This window comes from Halorhodospira sp. 9622 (genome assembly GCF_022228025.1).
Lineage (GTDB): Bacteria > Pseudomonadota > Gammaproteobacteria > Nitrococcales > Halorhodospiraceae > Halorhodospira > Halorhodospira halophila_A.
On sequence record NZ_JAJNRE010000008.1, the window covers coordinates 44,230 to 62,280 of the forward strand.

Below are 18,051 nucleotides of genomic sequence, written 5' to 3' on the forward strand. Positions count from 1 at the left end.
AGTCTCCCCTGTGCGCGTACTAGGTATCGAGAGTTCCTGTGACGAAACCGCCGCGGCGGTCTACTGCCGCCGCGAGGGTTTGCTGGCGCACGCCGTGCACAGCCAGGTGGCCGACCATGCCGCTTATGGCGGGGTTGTGCCGGAGCTGGCCTCACGGGATCACGTGCGCAAGTTGCCCGGGTTGGTCAACGGGGTGCTGCGTGACGCCGGCCTGACGCCGGCGGAGCTCGACGGCGTCGCCTGGACCCGCGGCCCCGGCCTGCCCGGGGCGTTGATGGTCGGGGCCGCCTTCGCGCGGACTCTGGCCTGGGCCCGCGGCCTGCCCGCCGTCGGCGTCCACCACATGGAGGGGCATCTGCTGGCTCCGCTGCTCGAGCCGGATCCGCCGGCGATGCCGCTGGTGGCCCTGTTGGTCTCCGGGGGGCATACCATGCTGGTGCAGGTGGCGGACTTTGGCCGCTACCGCGTCCTTGGGGAGTCGGTGGATGACGCCGCCGGCGAGGCGTTCGACAAGACCGCCCGGCTGCTGCAGCTGCCGTATCCCGGTGGTCCGTCCATCGCCCGCCTGGCCGCGGAAGGGACTCCGGGTGCGGTGCGCCTGCCGCGGCCGATGACCGACCGGCCGGGGCTCGATTTCAGCTTCAGCGGGCTGAAGACCGCCGTCCTGCATGCCGTCGAGGCTGCCGGGGACGACTCCCAGGGGCGGGCGGACATCGCCCACGGATTCCAGGAGGCGGTGGTGGATACCCTGGTGATCAAGTGCCGGCGTGCGCTCGAGCAGACCGGCGCGGGCCGGCTGGTGGTCTCGGGCGGGGTGGGGGCCAACGCCCGGCTGCGCGAGCGGCTCGACGAGGCCGGGCGCGCGAGCGGATTCACCGCCCACTACCCGCGCTTGGAGCTGTGTACCGACAACGCCGCGATGATCGCCTACACCGGCTTGCGTCGCCTGGAGGCCGGCCACCGCGACGATCTCGACTTCAGCGTGCGCCCACGCTGGCCGCTGGCCGAACTCAGGTAGTCGCCTTGCTGCGCCCGCGCCCGCCCTTGGAGGTGCCGCCGCGGCGCCCCTTGCGGGCCGGTGCCTTGGCGATCAGCTCCTGGCACTCCTCGTGGGTGAGCGAGTCCGGCTCCCGGTCCTTGGGCACCTTGGCGTTCTTCTCGCCGTTGGTGATGTACGGTCCGTAGCGCCCGCGCAGGATCTGAATCCCGTCGCCGAAGTCGTGGATGATCCGGTTGGCGTCGGCCTGTTTCTTCTCCCGGACCAGCTCGTGGGCCCGCTCCTTGGTAATGGTGTACGGGTCCTCGTCCTTGGGGATGGAGACGAACTTCTTGCCGTAGCGCACGTAGGGGCCGAAGCGGCCGATGCTGACCTGTACGTCTTCGCCCTCCTCGGTCTCGCCCATATCCCGCGGCAGCTTGAACAGCTGCAGGGCCTCATCGAGGGTGATCGTGTCGATGCTCTGACCGGGGCGCAGGCCGGCGAAGCGCGGCTTCTCGTCGTCGTCCCGGGAGCCGAGCTGGGCGAACGGCCCGTAGCGGCCGATGCGTACCGTCACCGGCTTGCCGGTCTTCGGGTCGGTGCCGAGTTCGCGGGCCTGGACGGCCTCCTGGCGCGAGACGTTCTTTTTCTCCTCGACCCGCTCGCGGAAGGGCTCCCAGAACGCCTCGAGGACCGGCACCCAGTCCTGCTCGCCGCGGGAGATGGCGTCCAGGTCGTCCTCGAGCCGGGCGGTGAAGTCGTAGTCGACGTAACGGTCAAAGTGCTCGGTGAGGAACTTGTTAACCGTGCGCCCGATGTCGGTGGGGATGAAGCGCTTGCCGTCCATCTCCACGTAGTTGCGGTTCTGCAGCGTGGAGATGATCGAGGCGTAGGTGGACGGCCGGCCGATGCCGTACTCCTCCAGGGCGCGCACCAGGCTCGCCTCGGTGTAGCGCGGCGGCGGCTCAGTGAAGTGCTGCTCGGCGCGGATGGCGTGTAGCTCCACCTGCTCGCCTTCCTCGAGCTCCGGGAGGAACTTCTCGCCGGAGTCGTCCTTGCCGTCGTCACTGCCTTCGCGGTAGACGACCATGAAGCCCGGATCGGCCACCGTGGAGCCGGTGGCCCGCAGCAGGTGGCGGTCGTCGGCGTCCGCGGCCAGGTCGACGGCCACCGTGTGGATGGTGGCGTGCTTCATCTGCGAGGCGACCGCCCGCTTCCAGATGAGGTCGTAGAGCTTGCGCTGCTCGTCGTTGAGGTAGGCACGCACATCGTCCGGGTGGCGTGCCGCCGACGTGGGCCGGATGGCCTCGTGGGCCTCCTGGGCATTCTTCGAGCGGGTCTTGTAGACCTGCGCCTTGTCCGGGAGCCTGTCGGCCCCGTAGCGATCCGTGATCGCCTGGCGCATCTCGGTGATCGCCTCGCCGGAGAGGTTCACGGAGTCGGTCCGCATGTAGGTGATCAGGCCGACGGCGCTGCCCTCGCCGACGTCGATGCCCTCGTAGAGCTGCTGGGCGATGCGCATGGTCCGGCTGGCGGTGAAGCCGAGCTTGCGCGATGCCTCCTGCTGCAGGGTCGAAGTGATGAACGGTGCTGCCGGATTGCGGCGGCGCTGCTTGCGCTCCACCGAGGCGACCCGCAGCGTCCCGATGACCTCGGTGTCGCCATCGCCGACGGGGCCCAGCCGGGACGGGTCCGCCTGGGCCCGGGCCGCCTCGCGCAGCGTGCGGTCCACTTCCTGCGCGTGGGCCTCGTCGGTGATGGTGAACTGGCGGACCTTCTCGCCGTGGAGTTGCGAGAGCTTGGCCACGAAGGGCTGCTGCGCCTTGGCCGCATCCGCCTCGACGCTCCAGTACTCCTGGGGCTCGAACTGCTCGATCTCGGTCTCACGCTCGCAGATCATGCGCAGCGCGGGGCTTTGCACACGCCCGGCGGAGAGGCCGCTGGTGATCTTGCGCCAGAGCAGCGGCGAGAGGTTGAACCCGACCAGGTAGTCCAGGGCGCGGCGGGCCTGCTGGGCGTTGACCAGCTCCTCGGAGATGTCCCGCGGGTGGTCCATGGCCTCCTGGATGGCGCCCTTGGTGATCTCGTGAAAGACCACCCGGTAGACCGGCTTGCCGTCCAGGATCCCCTTGTCGCGGAGCAGCTCCACCAGGTGCCAGGAGATGGCCTCGCCCTCGCGGTCCGGGTCGGTGGCCAGGTAGAGGGCATCGGCTTTCCGGGCCGCCTTGGCGATGGCATCGACGTGTTTCTGGTTCTTGTCGATGGGCGCGTACTTCATGGCGAAGCCGCTGGACGGATCCACCGCCCCCTCCTTGGGGACGAGGTCACGGACGTGGCCGTAGGAGGCCATGACCTCGTAATCGGAACCCAGGTATTTGTTGATCGTGCGCGCCTTGGCAGGCGACTCGACGATGACGAGGCTTTTACCCATGCAGAGCCGTTCGTGTATGTAGAGGAGGGCGGTCGGGTGGCGACCGAAGGGCGGTGCCGGGCCGTGGAACCGGCCGCCGCGCCGGGGCGCGGCGGCCACCCGTCGTCAGTGGACGAGGTGCGTCGGGACGTCGAACATCAGGTTCTCCATCCAGTTATACGCCTCTTCCTCGCCGGGGCGATTGAACAGGACCATGAGGATGACCCATTTGACCGTATCGAGATCCACCTCGTGGTCATCCAGCGCCAGGATCCGGTCGAGCACCAGCTCGCGACTTTCCGCGGTGAGAATGCCGACCTGCTCCAGGTAGAGAATGAACCCGCGCGTCTCGGTGTCCAGGCGCGCCAGCTCGGGCTCGCCGAACAACCGGATCGACGACTTGCCCGACGGGGCGGCCGGCAGTACGCGGGAGTCGGCCAGGGCGTCGAGCCACTCGAACGCCTTGCGGATCTCCATCGCGCTGAAGCCGGCCTCGTGGAGCTCGCTCTCGAGCGAGTCCCGATCGCCGGGTTCCTCGTCGTTGTAGAGGTAGTTCTCGAACAGGTACATCAGGACTTCGAAAACGTTCTGCTTCATCTTCAGCCCTCTGGCCCGCGCCGCTGATACCGGCCCCCGGGTATCGCAGTCACCAGGCCTTTCAGCTCCATGGTTAGCAGAATGGATGAAAGCCTATCGAGCGTCAATCCAGACCGCTGCTGGAGGGTGTCGAGGGTGAGCGGATCGTGGCCGAGGGCCGCGAGGATGCGCGCCTCGTCCGGATCCGCGGCTGGACTGGTCGAATCCGAGGGGGCGTTCACGGGGGCGCTGCCGACCGTGCCCGGGAGTTCTTCCAGGATATCGTCCACCGATTCTACCAGCTTGGCACCCTCCCGCAGAAGCGCATGGCACCCGCGGGCCAACGGGTCGTGGATGGATCCGGGTACGGCGAAGACCTCGCGGCCCTGTTCGGCGGCGAGCCGGGCGGTGATCAGCGAGCCGCTGTGGCGGCCGGCCTGAACGACCACCACCCCCAGCGACAGGCCGCTGACGATTCGGTTGCGCCGCGGGAAGTGGGCCGCCAGCGGTCCGCAGCCGGGGGGCAGCTCGCCGAGGACGGCGCCGGAGGCGAGGATCCTGGCGTGGAGGCGGCGGTGGCGGGCCGGATAGATCCGGTCCGGGCCGGTGCCGACGACCGCCAGCGTGGTGCCGCCAGCCTCCAGGGCACCGCGGTGGGCAGCGGCATCGATGCCTGTGGCCAGGCCACTGGTGGTGGCGACCCCGGCTCGTGCCAGGCCTGCGGCCAGGTCGTGGGCCAGGTCGCGCCCGGCGGCGGTGGCGTGGCGGCTGCCGACGATGGCCACCTGAGGGTGGTGCAGGGTCGCCGGGTCGCCGGCGACGAACAGTAGCGGTGGCGGGTCGGGGATCTCGGCCAGCTGCCCCGGGTAGCCCGGCCGCGCCAGGCGCAGTAGGTGGCGCGCCCCCGGGCCGTCCAGCCAGCGGGCATCGGCCCGGGCGGCGGCCCAGTCCGGGGCGAGGATACCGGCCTCCGTGGTGGCGTCGAGACCCAGACTGCGCAGGGCGCTGCGCCCGGCCCGGAAGACCGCCTCCGGCCCGCCGAAGGCCGCCATCAGCCGGGACCAGGTGCGCGGGCCCACGCCGGGAACCCGCGCCAGGGCGAGGGCGTGGTAGGTGTCGTCGTCCATGTCGTTGCTCACCGTCCTTGGCAAGGGACCGATACGTTGCCCGGCGGCGGCGGGCGGGCGCAAGGGCGGGGTTGCTGCGGAAGCGGTTCTCGGATGCGCCGTAGAAGCATTCCAGGTTGTGGCTGCCCTCCGTGCGCCGGTGCGTTACAATCGATGCGTCACTCAACAATAGGCGCAGCATCGCTCATGGCCCTCCTCGATATCCTTGTTTACCCTGACCCCCGCCTCCGCGAGCGGGCCGAGCCCGTCGCGGAGGTCGATGACGCCGTCCGCCGTCTGGCAGACGACATGCTTGAAACCATGTACGAGGCTCGCGGCATCGGGCTGGCCGCCACGCAGGTGGGGGACCGCCGGCGGGTGGTGGTGATCGACGTCTCCGAGGAGCGCGACGAGCCGCGGGTGCTGGTCAATCCGGAAATCCTCGAGGCCACCGGTGAGGCCAGTGGCGAGGAGGGGTGCCTGTCCATTCCGGGCTACTACGACGACGTTGCGCGGGCAACGCGGGTGCGTTACCGGGCGCTGGAGCGCGATGGCCGGGTGGTCGAGGACGAGGCTGAGGGCACCCTGGCCGTCTGCCTGCAGCACGAGATCGACCACCTCGAAGGTCGGCTGTTCATCGATTACCTCTCCGAGCTCAAGCGCAAGCGGGTGCGCAAGCGTATGGAGAAGCGCGAGCGGTTCAGCGCGGCGGGCTGATGGCGGCACGGATCATCTTTGCGGGAACGCCGGAGTTCGCGGTGCCCGGCCTCGATGCTCTGGTCGAGGCCGGCGTGCCGCCGGTGGCTGTTTTCACCCAGCCTGATCGCCCCGCCGGTCGGGGACGCCGGCTGACGCCGCCGCCGGTCAAGCGTGCCGCCGACCGGCACGGGCTGACCGTTCACCAGCCCGAGCGCCTCGGCGACGAGGAGGCAGCGCGGATCCGTGAGCTGGCACCCGACCTGATGGTGGTGGTGGCCTATGGCCAGATCCTGCGGCGCAACGTGCTGGATGCACCACGCTGCGGGTGCGTGAATGTCCACGCCTCGCTGTTGCCGCGCTGGCGGGGGGCGGCGCCCATCCAGCGCGCCCTGCTCGCCGGCGACGAGCAGACCGGCGTGACCCTGATGCAGATGGACGAGGGCCTGGATACCGGACCGATGCTCGCCCGCGAGGGGACTCCCATCAGCGCCGACGAGACCGCCGGGTCCCTCCACGATCGACTGGCCCGGATCGGCGCCGACCTGCTGGTCGCGCACCTGGCGGACATCCTGGCCGGAGCCATCACCCCGGAGCCCCAATCCGAGGAGGGAGCCACCTACGCCGCCAAGCTGACCCCGGCCGAGAGCTGGCTCGACCCCGCCGAGCCGGCGGAACAGCTGGAACGCCGCGTGCGCGCACTGGCGCCGGTGCCCGGGGCGCGGATCCATCTGGGGGGGACGCAGGTGCGGGTGCTGGCGGCGCGGGCTTGCCCCGGCCGCCCCGACGATCAGGCCGGTACCGTGGCGGCGGCCAGTGGCAGTGGCATCGAGGTCGCCACCGGCGAGGGGCGGCTGTGTATCACGCGGCTTAAGCCAGCCGGTGGCCGTGAGCAGAGCGCTGCCGATTACCTCAACGGGCGCCGCCTGGCGCCGGGAGAGCGCGTTCAGTGAGTACCCCTCCGCGGGTGGCCGCGGTGCACGTCCTCGAGCGGGTGCTGGAGCGCGGCGAGACCCTGGACGAGGCCCTTGAGGGGCAGTTCACCCGCGTCGCCGAGCGCGACCGGCCGCTGCTCCAGGCGCTGGTCTACGGGGCGCTGCGCTGGCTGACCCGGCTGGAGGCCCAGGTGGCCACCCTCACCCCCCGCGATGACTGGCGACGGGATCCGCTGCTGCGCGCTCTGCTGGTGCTTGGTGCGTGGGAGGCCCAGGGGCTTGCCACACCGGCCCACGCGGCGGTCTCGGAGTCCGTCGACGCGGCGCGCAGGCTGCGTCGGGCCCGGGCCGCCGGCATGGTGAATGCCGTACTGCGCAAGCTGCACAAGGCCACTCCGCCCCTGCCGACGGACGAGGCCACGCGGTACGCACTCCCGGGCTGGCTGGCCGAGCACCTGCGTGGCGCCTGGCCGGAGGATTGGCCCGCGGTGGCCGAGGCCGGCAATGCCCACCCGCCGATGACCCTGCGCGTGGACCGCGCCCGTATCCCCCGCCCGGCGTGCCTGGAAGCGCTGGCCGAGCGCGGGGTCGCGGCACAGCCCGGGGCCGTCGCACCCACCGCGGTGATTCTCGACGATCCGGTACCTGTGGCCCGCCTGCCCGGGTTCGCCGAGGGGTGGCTATCGGTGCAGGACGAGGCCGCGCAGCTCGCTGCCCCCCTGCTCGACCCGCAGCCCGGCGATCGCGTGCTCGACGCCTGTGCCGCCCCCGGCGGCAAGACGGTGCACCTGCTCGAACACGCCCCGGCGGCGACGGTGACCGCACTCGACCGCTCGGCGCGCCGGCTGCGGCAGGTGCGCGACAACCTCGCCCGCGCCGGCCACGAGGCCCACTGCGTGGCCGCCGACGCCGCCAATCCCGATGCCTGGTGGGACGGCGAGCCGTTTCAGCGCATCCTCCTCGACGCTCCGTGTACGGGCAGCGGCGTGATCCGCCGCCACCCCGATATCAAATGGCTGCGCCGGGCCGACGATCCGGCGCGCATGGCCCCGGCGCAGCGCCAGCTGCTCGACGCCCTTTGGCGGGTCCTGGCGCCGGGCGGGCGGCTGGTCTACGCCACCTGCTCGATCTTTCCCGAAGAGAACGAAGCGGTGGTGGCCGGGTTCCTGGCCGAGCAGCCCGACGCCTCGCGGGGGCCGTTGCCGGCGGTTGGCCGCCGCACCGGCGCCGGGTGCCAGATCCTGCCCGGCGAACAGGGCATGGACGGTTTCTTCTACGCCTGCCTGGAACGGAGCGTGGAATGACGGATGCGATGCCGGCTGACGGCCTGCAGCGTGTGCACGATTGGCTGGTGACCTGGCAGGGGCGGGTCTGCAGAGCCATCGAGAGCTGGGACGGACGCGGTGCCTTCCACGCCGACCGCTGGCAGCGCCCCGGAGGCGGTGGCGGCGAGAGCCGCGTGCTCAAGGGCGGGCGGGTGATCGAGCAGGGTGGGGTGAATTTCTCCCACGTCCGGGGCGATGCGCTGCCCGATACGGCCACCGAGCGACGCGCTGATCTGGCCGGCCAGCCCTACGAGGCGGTGGGTGTATCGCTGGTGCTGCACCCGTGGAACCCGTATGTGCCGACCACCCACGCTAACCTGCGCCTGTTCGTCGCCGGCGAGCCGTGTTGCGGCGCCCAGTGGTGGTTCGGCGGCGGCTTCGATCTGACCCCGTACTACCCCTTCGACGACGACTGCCGCCACTTCCACCGCCAGGCCCGGGCGGCCTGCGAGCCGTTCGGCGAAACCGTCTATCCGACGTTCAAGCGCTGGTGCGACGAGTACTTCCGGCTGCCCCACCGCGATGAGCAGCGCGGCATCGGCGGGCTGTTCTTCGACGATCTCAACGACTGGGGGTTCGAGGCGAGCTTCCGCTTCGTGCAGGCGGTAGGTGGGGCGTTCCTGGACGCCTACGGTCCCATCGTCGAGTCCCGCCGCGACCATCCCTACGGTGAGCGCGAGCGGGAGTTCCAGCTCTACCGGCGGGGCCGGTACGTGGAGTTCAACCTCCTGCAGGATCGCGGGACCCGGTTCGGGATCCAGTCGGAGGGGCGGACCGAATCGATCCTGATGTCGCTGCCGCCCCGGGTGCGCTGGGAGTACGGCTTTGAGCCAGAACCCGGGAGCCCGGAGGCCCGTCTGACGGAGGCGTATCTGGTCCCCCGCGACTGGGCGTGAACGCCCTGCGCCCCCGGGCGGGGCGCAGGGCGTCCGGTTCGGGCGCGCGTCAGCCCTCCCGGTGGTAGCTGGTAACCTGCTCCACCTCGTTTTTGGAGCCGAGGACCACCGGTGCCCGCTCGTGGATGTCGGTCGGATCGAGCTCAAGGATCCGCTGCCGGCCGGTGGTCGCGGCGCCGCCGGCCTGCTCGACGATGAGGCTCATGGGATTGGCCTCGTACATCAGGCGCAGGCGGCCGCTTTGTCCCTTGGCCTTGATCTTGGCGTCGAGCGGGTACATGAACACCCCCCCGCGGCAGAGGATGCGGTGGACCTCGGCGACCATCGAGGCCACCCAGCGCATGTTGAAGTCCTTGCCCCGCGGCCCCTCCTTGCCCTTGAGGCACTCATCGATGTAGCGCTGGACCGGTTCCTCCCAGTGACGCTGGTTGGAGACGTTGATGGCGAATTCCTTGGTGTCCTCCGGGATCTGCACGTCCTTGCGGGTAAGGATGAACTCGCCGAAGTCGCGGTTGAGCGTGAACATCTGCACGCCCTGGCCCTTGACCGCGAGCACCAGGATCGTTGACGGCCCGTAGAGGCAGTAGCCGGCGGCCACCTGCTCCGTGCCGCGCTGGAGGAAGTCCCCGGTCGAGGGCTTTTCGCTGCCCTGCGGGGCGCGGACGATGGAGAAGATCGTGCCCACGGAGACGTTCACGTCGATGTTCGACGAGCCGTCGAGCGGATCGCACAGCAGCAGGTAGCGGCCCCGCTGGGACGGGTTGGGCAGGGGGTAGATGTCGTCCATCTCCTCGGAGACGAGCCCGGCGATGTGGCCGTTCTGGGTCAGGGCCTCGATGAAGACCTCGTTGGTGACCACGTCGAGCTTCTTCTGGGTCTCGCCCTGGACGTTCTCCGAGTCCGCCGACCCAAGCATGCCGACCAGGTCGCCCTTGTTGACCAGGTCCGCGATGCGCTTGCAGGCGACGGAGATGTCGTTGAGCAGGCCGGTGAATTCGCCGGTGGCCTCCGGCAGGTTGCGCTGCGTCTCGATGATGTAGTTGGTCAGAGTCGTACCGATGTGCATGGTTTTCTCCCCTGGCGTGCGGTTTCCATGGCTTCTTTAATATCAACCGAGGACATCCGCCGCCGATGGCGCGGCGGCGGCAAGCGTTCGGCGCATTCCTCCGGTACATTGGTGCGCAAGCCCATAAGCGTCAACACACAAGTCTGATCGCATGCCAAAGAACGCACTATATGCTCAGTCCGGCGGCGTCTCGGCGGTCATCAACGCCAGCGCCTGGGGCGTCATCGAGGCGGTGCGCGGCCATCCGGCCCATTTCGGCACCTGCTATGCGGCCCGCAACGGGATCCTCGGGGTGCTCGAGGAGGAGATCATCGACCTCGACGAGGAGGATCCGCTGACTCTCGCCGCGCTGCGCCACACGCCCGGTGGCGCGTTCGGGTCGTGCCGCTTCGACCTCGGCGATCTCCACGCGGACCGGGCGCAGTACGAGCGCCTGGTGGAGGTCTTCCACGCCCACGACATCGGCTACTTCTTCTACAACGGCGGTGGCGGCTCCATGGATACCGCCCACAAGGTCGCGCGCATCGGCGACGAACTCGGTTACCCCATCACCGCCGTCGGTGTGCCCAAGACCATCGACAATGACCTGGGCATGACCGATACCAGCCCTGGGTTCGGGTCGGCGGCGAAGTTCATCGCCACCGTGGTCCGCGAGGCAAGCCTCGACGTCGAGTCGGCCCACACCACCTCGACCCGGGTCTTCATCCTCGAGGTGATGGGGCGTCACGCCGGGTGGTTGGCGGCGGCGGCGGCACTGGCTCAGGAGTATGACGGCCGGCCGCCAATGCTGATCCTCTTCCCCGAGAGCCCCTTCGATCTGGGCGACTTCCTGACCCAGCTGCAGATGGCGATCCGCACCCACGGCTACTGCGTGGTGGTTGCCTCGGAGGGGCTGAAGAACCCGGATGGCTCCCTGTTCTCGGTGGCGCAGAGCCATGACATCTACGCCTATACGCAGCTCGGCGGCGTGGCGCCGCGGCTCGCCGAGATCATCCGCCAGGAGACGGGGCACAAGCTGCACTGGTCGGTGGTGGACTACATTCAGCGGGCGGCCCGGCATCTGGCCTCGCGCACCGATGTCGAGCAGGCCTACGCCGTCGGGCGGGCTGCCGTGGAAGGGGTGGTGGCCGGCCGGCATGGCTTCATGCCGGTGATCCGCCGTGAATCGGACCAGCCGTATCGCTGGTCCATCGACCGGGTACCGCTCGAGGAGGTGGCGAGCATCGAGCGCGGGTTGCCGCCCTCGTTCATCTCGCCGGACGGCTACGGCATCACCGCCGCCTGTCGTGACTACCTGCGACCGCTGATCGAGGGCGAGGACTATCCGCCGTTCGAGCGCGGACTGCCCTGCTATCCGCGTATCCGCGGGGTACTACGCCCCCAGCGCTGCCCGCCGTTCCGCGCCGAACCGCCGGATTAGTCCCCGGTCGGCGGCGCTCCGGCGCGCGACTCAACGTGGGCGAGGATGGCGTCGGCGTAGAGGCCGGCGGTGTCCTGCGCCGCCTGCACCGTGGCTGCCGCCTGCTCGCCCATCTCCCGGCGGGTCCGGGGATCCTGTGCCAGCTCGGCGATGGCGTGGCGCAGGTCGGTCTCATCGAAGAACCGCTGCGCCCCGCCGGCGGCCAGCAACCGCTCCGACTCTTCGGCAAAGTTGCTCATGTGCGGCCCGAACAGGATGGGCTTGCCCAGCCGGGCCGGCTCCACCAGGTTCTGCCCGCCGCGGCGGATCAGCGAGCCGCCGATGATCACCGTCTCCGCGCCGGCCATAAAGGCCTCCAGCTCCCCCAGGGTGTCGGCTACGTAGATGTCGGCCCACTGCCAGTCCTCGCCGGCCGAGCGCAGCGCCACCCGGAAACCGGCCTGCTGCAGCGACTGACGGATCGCCGGCCCGCGCTCTGGGTGGCGCGGGACGATGACCAGCAGCTGCGGCACGTCCCGCTCCCTGCGCGCCTCGGCCCAGCAATTGGCGATGCGGATCTCCTCATCATCATGGGTCGAGGCGGCCACCAGCGCCGGGCGCCGGAAGGCGAACGGCTCCGGGGGTGGGGTGATCGGCGGGGCCAGTTTCAGGCTGCCGAGGGTGTGCAGACGCTCGGCGGGGACGCCGAAGCCGGCGAAGCGCCGGGCGTCCAGGGTGCTGCGGGCCAGGATGAGATCGACGTGGGCTAGGGCCTTGCCCTGCAGCCGCCGGATCACCGCGGCCCCCTCGACGGTGCGATCGGAGAGCCGGGCGTTGGCCAGCAGCAGCGGGATGCTTCGCCGTGCGGTGGCGGCATAGAGATTCGGCCAGATCTCCGTCTCCAGGATCACCGCCGCGCGCGGCTGGAAGGTGTCCAGAAAGCGGCGCACCGCCCCGGGCCAGTCCAGTGGCAGGTAGGCGTGGCGGGTGGCGGCGGGCAGTACGTGGGCAGCGGTCTCGGCGCCGGTGGCGGTGGCCGTGGTGACCAGCAGTGGCAGCCCGGGTCGGCGCGCGGCGAGGGCGTGGACCAGCGGGGCTGCGGTGCGCACCTCGCCTACCGAGGCGCAGTGCAGCCACAGCGGCTGGTCCGCCTCGGTCAGTCCGTAGTATCCGCGGCGCTCGCGGCGCATGCGGGCGCCGCCGCGCTGGCGAGTGCTGCGCACCAGCCACAGCCAGATCAGCGGTGACAGGCCGTAGAGCAGGGCGGTATAGACGGGTTTGAGCATCGGTTCAGTAGCGCGGGGGCTCACCCTCGGGTCGGGATTTGAAGCGTTTACGTACCCAGAAGTACTGCTCCGGCTGGTGCCGGATCCATCGCTCGATCAGTTGGTTGATGCGCGCGGTGTCGGCGTGGATGTCGCCGCTGGGGAAGGCCTCCAGTGGTGGCTCGAAGACCAGCCGGTAGCGCCCACCCGGCAGCCGCTGCGGGTAGTAGGGCAGCACGATGCAGTCGGTGCGCTCGGCCAGTCGCGCGGTGGCTGGTGTGGTGGCCGCCTGGATGCCGAAAAACGGCGCGAAGATGCCGCCGCGCCGCGGGGCGATGTTCTCGTCCGGCGCGTACCAGATGATGTCGCCGCCCTTGAGCGCGCGGATCATGCCGCGCATGTCTTGGTTGGAGATCACATCCTCGATTCGGCGGCGCCGATTGCGCCGGATCAGGGTGGCCACCAGCGGGTTGCGGTCCTCGCGGTAAAGGGCCTTGAACGGCGTGATCTGACGCACCCGGGCGCCGCTGAGCTCCAGGCCAAGCATGTGGCAGGTCAGCAGCAGGACGCCGCGACCGCTGTCGCGGGCGGCCTCGAGATGCTCTTGGCCGTGGACCTCGAAGAGCTCGGCGATGCGCTCCATGGGCAGCCACCAGCCCATGGCGGTCTCCACTACGCCGATGCCCATCAGCCGGAAGTTCTCCCGGGCGATGGTCTGCCGGCGCTGTGCGGAGAGTTCCGGGAAGCTCAGCTCCAGGTTGCGCAGGGCCAGACGGCGCCGCTCCCCCGCCAGATGCCAGGCGAGTTCGCCGATCGCGGCGCCGATGGCCATGCGCGCCCGGTGGGGCAGGGCCACCACGCCCCGCAGCAGACCCAGCTGCAGCCACACCCCCCAGAAGCGCGGATGGAGGAAGCGCAGCTGCAGCAGGCGGTCGTCCTTCGGGGTGGGCCGGGCCCCGCGGCGCCGGCCCTTGGGGGCGGTCACGGTGTCGCTCAAAGCTTGAATGGGTTCCTCTTGGTCAGGCCGCGCAGCGGCGGTACCGCGGTATCAAAGACGCTCTGGGTGGACCAGGCGTTGGGCCCGGTGCGCGTGATGCGCAGGGCCTCCATCATCGGGCCGCTGCCGACGATGACGAACAGACGCCCGCCGATGGTCAGCGAGCTGTGGAAGCCGTCGTGGAGCTCCGGCAGGGAGCCAGTGACGGCGATCACGTCGTAGTGCTGGCCATCGTGCCAGCCGCTGGCAGCGTCGCCCTGGACCAGCTCGATCTGCTCGCCCAGCCCGGCGGCCCCGAGCCGCTGCTGCGCCTGCCGGTGCAGGTCGGCTTGGAGCTCGACGCTGGTTACGTGGCCGCACAGGTGGGCCAGGCAGGCGGTGACGTAGCCGCTGCCGGTGCCGATCTCCAGCGCCTTCTCGCCCGGGGCCGGGTCCAGTTCCTGGAGCATCCGCCCCTCCAGGCGGGGCTCCATCATGACCTCGCCGTTGCCCAGTGGCAGCTGCAGGTCGCTGTACGCCATCCCGCGCAGGTGCTCCGGCACGAACGCTTCTCGGGGGATCTCCTCCAGCACCTCCAGCACCCGCGGCTCGAGCACGTTCCACGGGCGGATCTGGCGGCGGATCATGTTGTCGCGTGCCGAATCAGTCACGCTTTGTGTCATTATAATCTCCTCCCCTCATCCCTGGAGCGATGGGCAGGGCAATCGTAGGGGGTCTGGTCGGGCGCGGCAAGCACTCCTTGCGTTGGCCGCCGGATGCTGGTATAAAAACCGCCTTTTCCGGCGGCTGCCGGCGAGCTGGGATTGAGGAGCGTAGTTATGTCCAAGGTCTGCCAAGTCACCGGCAAGCGTCCGGGTACGGGAAACAACGTTTCCCACGCCAACAACAAGACGCGCCGGCGTTTTCTGCCCAATCTGCACGATCACCGCTACTGGGTGGAGAGCGAGAATCGCTGGGTACGGCTGCGTGTCTCCGCCAAGGGCATGCGGATCATCGATAAACGCGGCATTGACGCGGTGCTCGCCGACATGCGGGCCCGTGGGGAGAGGGTCTAATGGCCGGGAAGAGCGCACGCGAAAAGATCAAGCTGGTGTCGAGCGCCGGCACGGGCCACTTCTACACCACCGACAAGAACAAGCGGAACACCCCGCACAAGCTTGAGATGAAGAAGTACGATCCGGTGGTGCGCAAGCACGTGACCTACCGCGAGACCAAGCTCAAGTAACACCGACGGCGTCCCCATGCGCCGTGTGGCGAACGGGCCCGGCTGCCTTCGGCACCGGGCCCGTGTCGTTTCGGGGTTCCGATCGCGCTTGACCGGTCCGCCTGGCTCGAAGACCCTTGCAGCCAGCCCCCCAACGCTGCATCGTGGAGAGCCCCTGCCATGTCGGAGGTCTTCCTGGCTCGTCAGCCGGTGTTCGACCGCGAACTGCGAGTCTGCGGCTACGAACTCCTCTACCGCGGCGGGCGCGAGGACTCGGCCCGTTTTGTCGACGGCGACGCCGCCACCGCCACGGTCATCCTCAACGCCTTCATGGAGATCGGGCTCCGCGCGGTCACCGGCGGGCAGCCGGCGTATCTCAACCTCACCCGACGATTCCTCCTGCAGCAGCCCGTCCCGTTCCCGCAGCACGAGGTGGTCCTTGAGGTCCTGGAGGACATTGAGCCGGACGCCGAGCTGAGGGGGGCGCTGTGCCGGCTGTCACGGCAGGGCTACCGCATTGCCCTGGACGACTATTTGCTCGACGGCTCGGGGCGGGAGCGCCTGCTGCCCTGCGTGGACATGGTCAAGGTGGACGTGCTCGGTATGGCGCCGCAGGAGATCGTCCGCCACGCTCGGACTCTGCAGCGCCAGGGGGTGCCCGCCCTGCTCGCCGAGAAGATCGAGAGCCGGGAGGTTATGGAGCTCTGCCGCGCCGCGGGGTTCGATTACTTCCAGGGCTTCTTCCTGTCGCGGCCGTCGACCCTCTCGCGGCGCTCGGTGCCGCACAACCGCCTGCCATTGCTGCGCCTGATCGCCTCGCTGCAGCGCCCGGAGCTGGATGTCCGCGAGATCGAGCGGATCATCGGCCAGGACGTCTCGCTGTCGTACAAGATCCTGCGTTACCTGGCCTCGCCGCTGTTCCCCACGCGGGATATCGACAGCATCCGTGCCGCCGTGCTCTATCTGGGGCGGCGGCAGCTGGCCAACTGGGCCGTGCTGCTGGCCATGACCTCCTACGGCGATCAACCCTCCGAGCGCATCGTGGCCCTACTGGTGCGTGCGCGCACCTGCGAGCAGCTCGTCCGGCACCGCCACGGTGGCTCGGACCCCGGAGCGGCGTTCACCATCGGTCTGTTCTCGGGGCTCGATGCGGTGCTCGATGCGCCGCTGTCGGTCATCTGTGCCGAGTTGCCGCTGAGCACCGAGGTGCGTCAGGCTCTGCTCGAGCTTGAAGGCCCTTACGGCGGCATCCTCGCGGCGGTGCTGGCCCAAGAGCGCGGCGACTGGGAGCGCCTGGCCGGAAGCGGTATCGAGCCGCTGCAGGTCAATCACCACTACCTCGAGGCGCTGCGCTGGGCGGACGCCCAGTGGGCCTGGCTGGCCCATCTCTCCCGGGCCGAGCGCGCCGATCGACTCCCGCCGCGGCGGCGCGGCTCGCCGTCGTCGTCGTGATTCGGGTGGGGACGCCGCGTGCCTGAGCTGCCCGAGGTGGAGACCATCCGCCGTGGCCTGGAGGAGCACCTGGTCGGACGGGCGCTGCAGCGCGTCGTGGTGCGCCAGCCGCGGTTGCGCTATCCCGTCCCGGCCGGGCTGGAGGCCGCTGTTGCCGGCGAGCCGGTGGTGGCCCTGGAACGCCGCGCCAAGTACCTGCTCATCCGCCTCGCCGGTGGCGCCTGGCTGCTGCTGCACTTGGGCATGTCCGGGAGCCTGCGCTTGGTGGCGGCGACCGATGCGCCCGGGCGGCATGACCACGTCGATCTGGTGCTCGACGACGGCCGCGCCCTGCGGCTGACCGACCCGCGGCGTTTCGGCTGCCTGCTCCTCGGCGAGGGCGACCCCGAGGCCCATCGGCTGCTCTCCCGCCTGGGGCCCGAACCGTTGGGGCCGGCGTTCGACGGCGCGTATCTGCACCGCGCCGCCCGGGGGCGCCGGGTGGCGGTGAAGGCCTTCCTGATGGATGCCACCGTGGTGGTCGGGGTCGGGAACATCTACGCCAACGAGGCGCTCTTTCGTGCCGGGATCCGCCCGGATCGCGCCGCCGGGCGCATCGCGCGGGTGCGGTACGAGCGCCTGGCCGGGGCCGTGCGGGAGGTTCTGGAGGCGGCGCTGGCGGCCGGTGGCACCACCCTGCGCGACTTCACCGACGGCGCGGGGCGGCCGGGGTATTTCGCCGTCGATCTGTCGGTCTACGGCGGCTCCAGCTGCCCGTCCTGCGCCAGTGCGCTGCGCCAGCTCCGGGTGGCGCAGCGCGGGACCTGGTTTTGCCCCCGCTGCCAGCGCTGAGCGTGCTCAGAGCGCCGGCTGCCCCAGCCACAGGCCGATGGCGAACAGGGTCATGAACAGCAGGATGATGAACACGTCGCGCAGCATCCGGAACAGGTCGTCGAGCTTGGGGACCGGGGCCCGGACGCCGTAGTCCCGTGGGTCGAGGGTCCCTTCGTCGGCCCGGGCGATGATCTCCCGGGCCAGTTCCCGCGCCCACGGTGGGGTGCGGTCCTGGTCGCGCATGTACAGCCCGAAGAGACGGTCCAGGTCCTCGCGCCTGGCAATGCGCCGGAACTGGTGCCAGTGGGCGAGGGCGAAGAAGTCGTACTCGGAGATCTGCAGCAGCTGTGCCGCCTCGAGCACGCTGTTGTCGTAGACCAGCGGCTTGAACCACGACCAGGCCATGGCGCCCTCCTTTTCGCGGGGTGCGGGTCAGGGAACGCGGCGGACGCGCAGGCGCAGCGCCTCCGCCACGGCCGGGTGGACGAAGCGCGAGACATCGCCGCCCAGGGCGGCGACCTCACGGACCAGGCTCGAGGAGATGAACGCGTACTGCTCCGCCGGGGTGAGGAAGACAGTCTCGACGTCGGCGCGCAGCTGGCGGTTCATGCTTGCCAGCTGGAACTCGTATTCGAAATCGGAGACGGCCCGCAGGCCCCGGACGATGACTTGTGCCTCGTGGTGCGCTACGAAGTCCACCAGCAGGGAGGTGAAGGCCTCCACCTGGACATTGTCGACGCCGGCCAACGCGGTGCGGGCCAGCTCCAGGCGTTCCTCCACGGCGAAGGTGGGGGTCTTCGAGGGGCTGGGGTTGGCGGCAACGCCGACGATCAGGCGGTCGAACAGTCGCGCCCCGCGCTGGATCAGATCGGTGTGCCCGTGGGTGATCGGGTCGAAGGTCCCCGGGTAGATGGCGGTTACGCCCATCAATG

19 protein-coding genes are annotated in these 18,051 nt (G+C 70.0%); 10 read left to right on the plus strand and 9 right to left on the minus strand.

All coding sequences use genetic code 11. The features are described from left to right. Positions 1-10 precede the first annotated feature (10 nt). Positions 11-1,018 carry a tRNA (adenosine(37)-N6)-threonylcarbamoyltransferase complex transferase subunit TsaD gene (gene tsaD, locus LRG07_RS06295; RefSeq protein WP_238641998.1) on the plus strand — a complete coding sequence of 336 codons (1,008 nt, stop codon included), beginning with the start codon at positions 11-13 and terminating at the stop codon, positions 1,016-1,018. On the opposite strand, the gene LRG07_RS06300 is transcribed toward tsaD, so the two are convergent. From LRG07_RS06300 to dprA, 3 genes are all read right to left on the minus strand, one after another. Continuing rightward, the gene (locus tag LRG07_RS06300) at positions 1,011-3,410 is read right to left on the minus strand and encodes a DNA topoisomerase I (protein WP_238641999.1); all 2,400 of its coding nucleotides are present in this window, start codon (positions 3,408-3,410) and stop codon (positions 1,011-1,013) included. The two genes, tsaD and LRG07_RS06300, sit on opposite strands and share 8 nt — an antisense overlap. Before the next feature lie 105 nt (positions 3,411-3,515). Continuing rightward, positions 3,516-3,986, minus strand: coding sequence for a DUF494 family protein (locus LRG07_RS06305; protein WP_011815110.1), 471 nt, complete (start codon positions 3,984-3,986; stop codon positions 3,516-3,518). Between the two features lie 2 nt (positions 3,987-3,988). Further along, complete coding sequence (dprA, locus tag LRG07_RS06310; RefSeq protein WP_370641510.1) at positions 3,989-5,104, minus strand: DNA-processing protein DprA; 1,116 nt, start codon at positions 5,102-5,104, stop codon at positions 3,989-3,991. A gap of 174 nt (positions 5,105-5,278) precedes the next feature. Here dprA and def point away from each other — a divergent pair, with 174 nt between their 5' ends. Genes def through hemF form a run of 4 tightly spaced genes read left to right on the plus strand, consistent with a single transcriptional unit; the run spans position 5,279 to position 8,923 of the window. Then, positions 5,279-5,788, plus strand: coding sequence for a peptide deformylase (gene def, locus LRG07_RS06315; protein ID WP_201173335.1), 510 nt, complete (start codon positions 5,279-5,281; stop codon positions 5,786-5,788). Next, a complete protein-coding gene (fmt, locus tag LRG07_RS06320) occupies positions 5,788-6,720 on the plus strand; it encodes a methionyl-tRNA formyltransferase (RefSeq protein ID WP_238642000.1) in 933 nt (310 codons plus the stop codon). Before def ends, fmt begins: the two co-directional genes overlap by 1 nt. Beyond that, on the plus strand, positions 6,717-8,006 hold the full coding sequence (gene rsmB / locus LRG07_RS06325; RefSeq protein WP_201173331.1) for a 16S rRNA (cytosine(967)-C(5))-methyltransferase RsmB: 1,290 nt from the start codon (positions 6,717-6,719) through the stop codon (positions 8,004-8,006). The genes fmt and rsmB overlap by 4 nt, the downstream gene beginning before the upstream one ends. After that, the gene (gene hemF / locus LRG07_RS06330; protein WP_238642001.1) at positions 8,003-8,923 is read left to right on the plus strand and encodes an oxygen-dependent coproporphyrinogen oxidase; all 921 of its coding nucleotides are present in this window, start codon (positions 8,003-8,005) and stop codon (positions 8,921-8,923) included. The genes rsmB and hemF overlap by 4 nt, the downstream gene beginning before the upstream one ends. A 49-nt stretch (positions 8,924-8,972) precedes the next feature. Here the strand turns inward: hemF and LRG07_RS06335 are convergent, their stop codons facing one another. Further along, on the minus strand, positions 8,973-9,989 hold the full coding sequence (locus LRG07_RS06335) for a class 1 fructose-bisphosphatase (RefSeq protein ID WP_201241830.1): 1,017 nt from the start codon (positions 9,987-9,989) through the stop codon (positions 8,973-8,975). Positions 9,990-10,140: 151 nt separating this feature from the next. Here LRG07_RS06335 and LRG07_RS06340 point away from each other — a divergent pair, with 151 nt between their 5' ends. Then, entirely contained in the window at positions 10,141-11,409 is a 1,269-nt protein-coding gene (locus LRG07_RS06340; RefSeq protein ID WP_238642002.1) for a 6-phosphofructokinase, read from the plus strand. Here LRG07_RS06340 and LRG07_RS06345 read toward each other — a convergent pair. From LRG07_RS06345 to LRG07_RS06355, 3 genes are read right to left on the minus strand one after another with little or no spacing between them, the layout of a single operon-like run. After that, positions 11,406-12,674 (minus strand): 3-deoxy-D-manno-octulosonic acid transferase, encoded by a 1,269-nt coding sequence (locus LRG07_RS06345; RefSeq protein ID WP_201241829.1) that lies wholly within the window; start codon positions 12,672-12,674, stop codon positions 11,406-11,408. The two genes, LRG07_RS06340 and LRG07_RS06345, sit on opposite strands and share 4 nt — an antisense overlap. Positions 12,675-12,678: 4 nt before the next feature. Then, complete coding sequence (gene lpxL / locus LRG07_RS06350) at positions 12,679-13,650, minus strand: LpxL/LpxP family Kdo(2)-lipid IV(A) lauroyl/palmitoleoyl acyltransferase (RefSeq protein ID WP_201173309.1); 972 nt, start codon at positions 13,648-13,650, stop codon at positions 12,679-12,681. Then, a complete protein-coding gene (locus tag LRG07_RS06355; RefSeq protein WP_201241827.1) occupies positions 13,647-14,312 on the minus strand; it encodes a protein-L-isoaspartate O-methyltransferase in 666 nt (221 codons plus the stop codon). Before LRG07_RS06355 ends, lpxL begins: the two co-directional genes overlap by 4 nt. 156 nt (positions 14,313-14,468) lie before the next feature. On the opposite strand from LRG07_RS06355, the gene rpmB reads away from it, so the two are divergent. From rpmB to mutM, 4 genes are all read left to right on the plus strand, one after another. After that, positions 14,469-14,705, plus strand: coding sequence for a 50S ribosomal protein L28 (gene rpmB / locus LRG07_RS06360; RefSeq protein WP_201173302.1), 237 nt, complete (start codon positions 14,469-14,471; stop codon positions 14,703-14,705). Then, a complete protein-coding gene (gene rpmG, locus LRG07_RS06365) occupies positions 14,705-14,875 on the plus strand; it encodes a 50S ribosomal protein L33 (protein ID WP_011815098.1) in 171 nt (56 codons plus the stop codon). The genes rpmB and rpmG overlap by 1 nt, the downstream gene beginning before the upstream one ends. 159 nt (positions 14,876-15,034) lie before the next feature. After that, positions 15,035-16,306, plus strand: coding sequence for an EAL and HDOD domain-containing protein (locus LRG07_RS06370; RefSeq protein ID WP_201173300.1), 1,272 nt, complete (start codon positions 15,035-15,037; stop codon positions 16,304-16,306). 18 nt (positions 16,307-16,324) lie between these two features. Then, positions 16,325-17,137 carry a bifunctional DNA-formamidopyrimidine glycosylase/DNA-(apurinic or apyrimidinic site) lyase gene (mutM, locus tag LRG07_RS06375; RefSeq protein WP_201173298.1) on the plus strand — a complete coding sequence of 271 codons (813 nt, stop codon included), beginning with the start codon at positions 16,325-16,327 and terminating at the stop codon, positions 17,135-17,137. A 6-nt stretch (positions 17,138-17,143) separates the two neighbouring features. On the opposite strand, the gene LRG07_RS06380 is transcribed toward mutM, so the two are convergent. Together LRG07_RS06380 and coaD are read right to left on the minus strand one after the other, a co-directional pair. Beyond that, positions 17,144-17,524 carry a hypothetical protein gene (locus LRG07_RS06380; protein WP_201173288.1) on the minus strand — a complete coding sequence of 127 codons (381 nt, stop codon included), beginning with the start codon at positions 17,522-17,524 and terminating at the stop codon, positions 17,144-17,146. A 27-nt stretch (positions 17,525-17,551) separates the two neighbouring features. Further along, positions 17,552-18,046 carry a pantetheine-phosphate adenylyltransferase gene (gene coaD, locus LRG07_RS06385; protein WP_201173285.1) on the minus strand — a complete coding sequence of 165 codons (495 nt, stop codon included), beginning with the start codon at positions 18,044-18,046 and terminating at the stop codon, positions 17,552-17,554. Positions 18,047-18,051 lie beyond the last annotated feature (5 nt).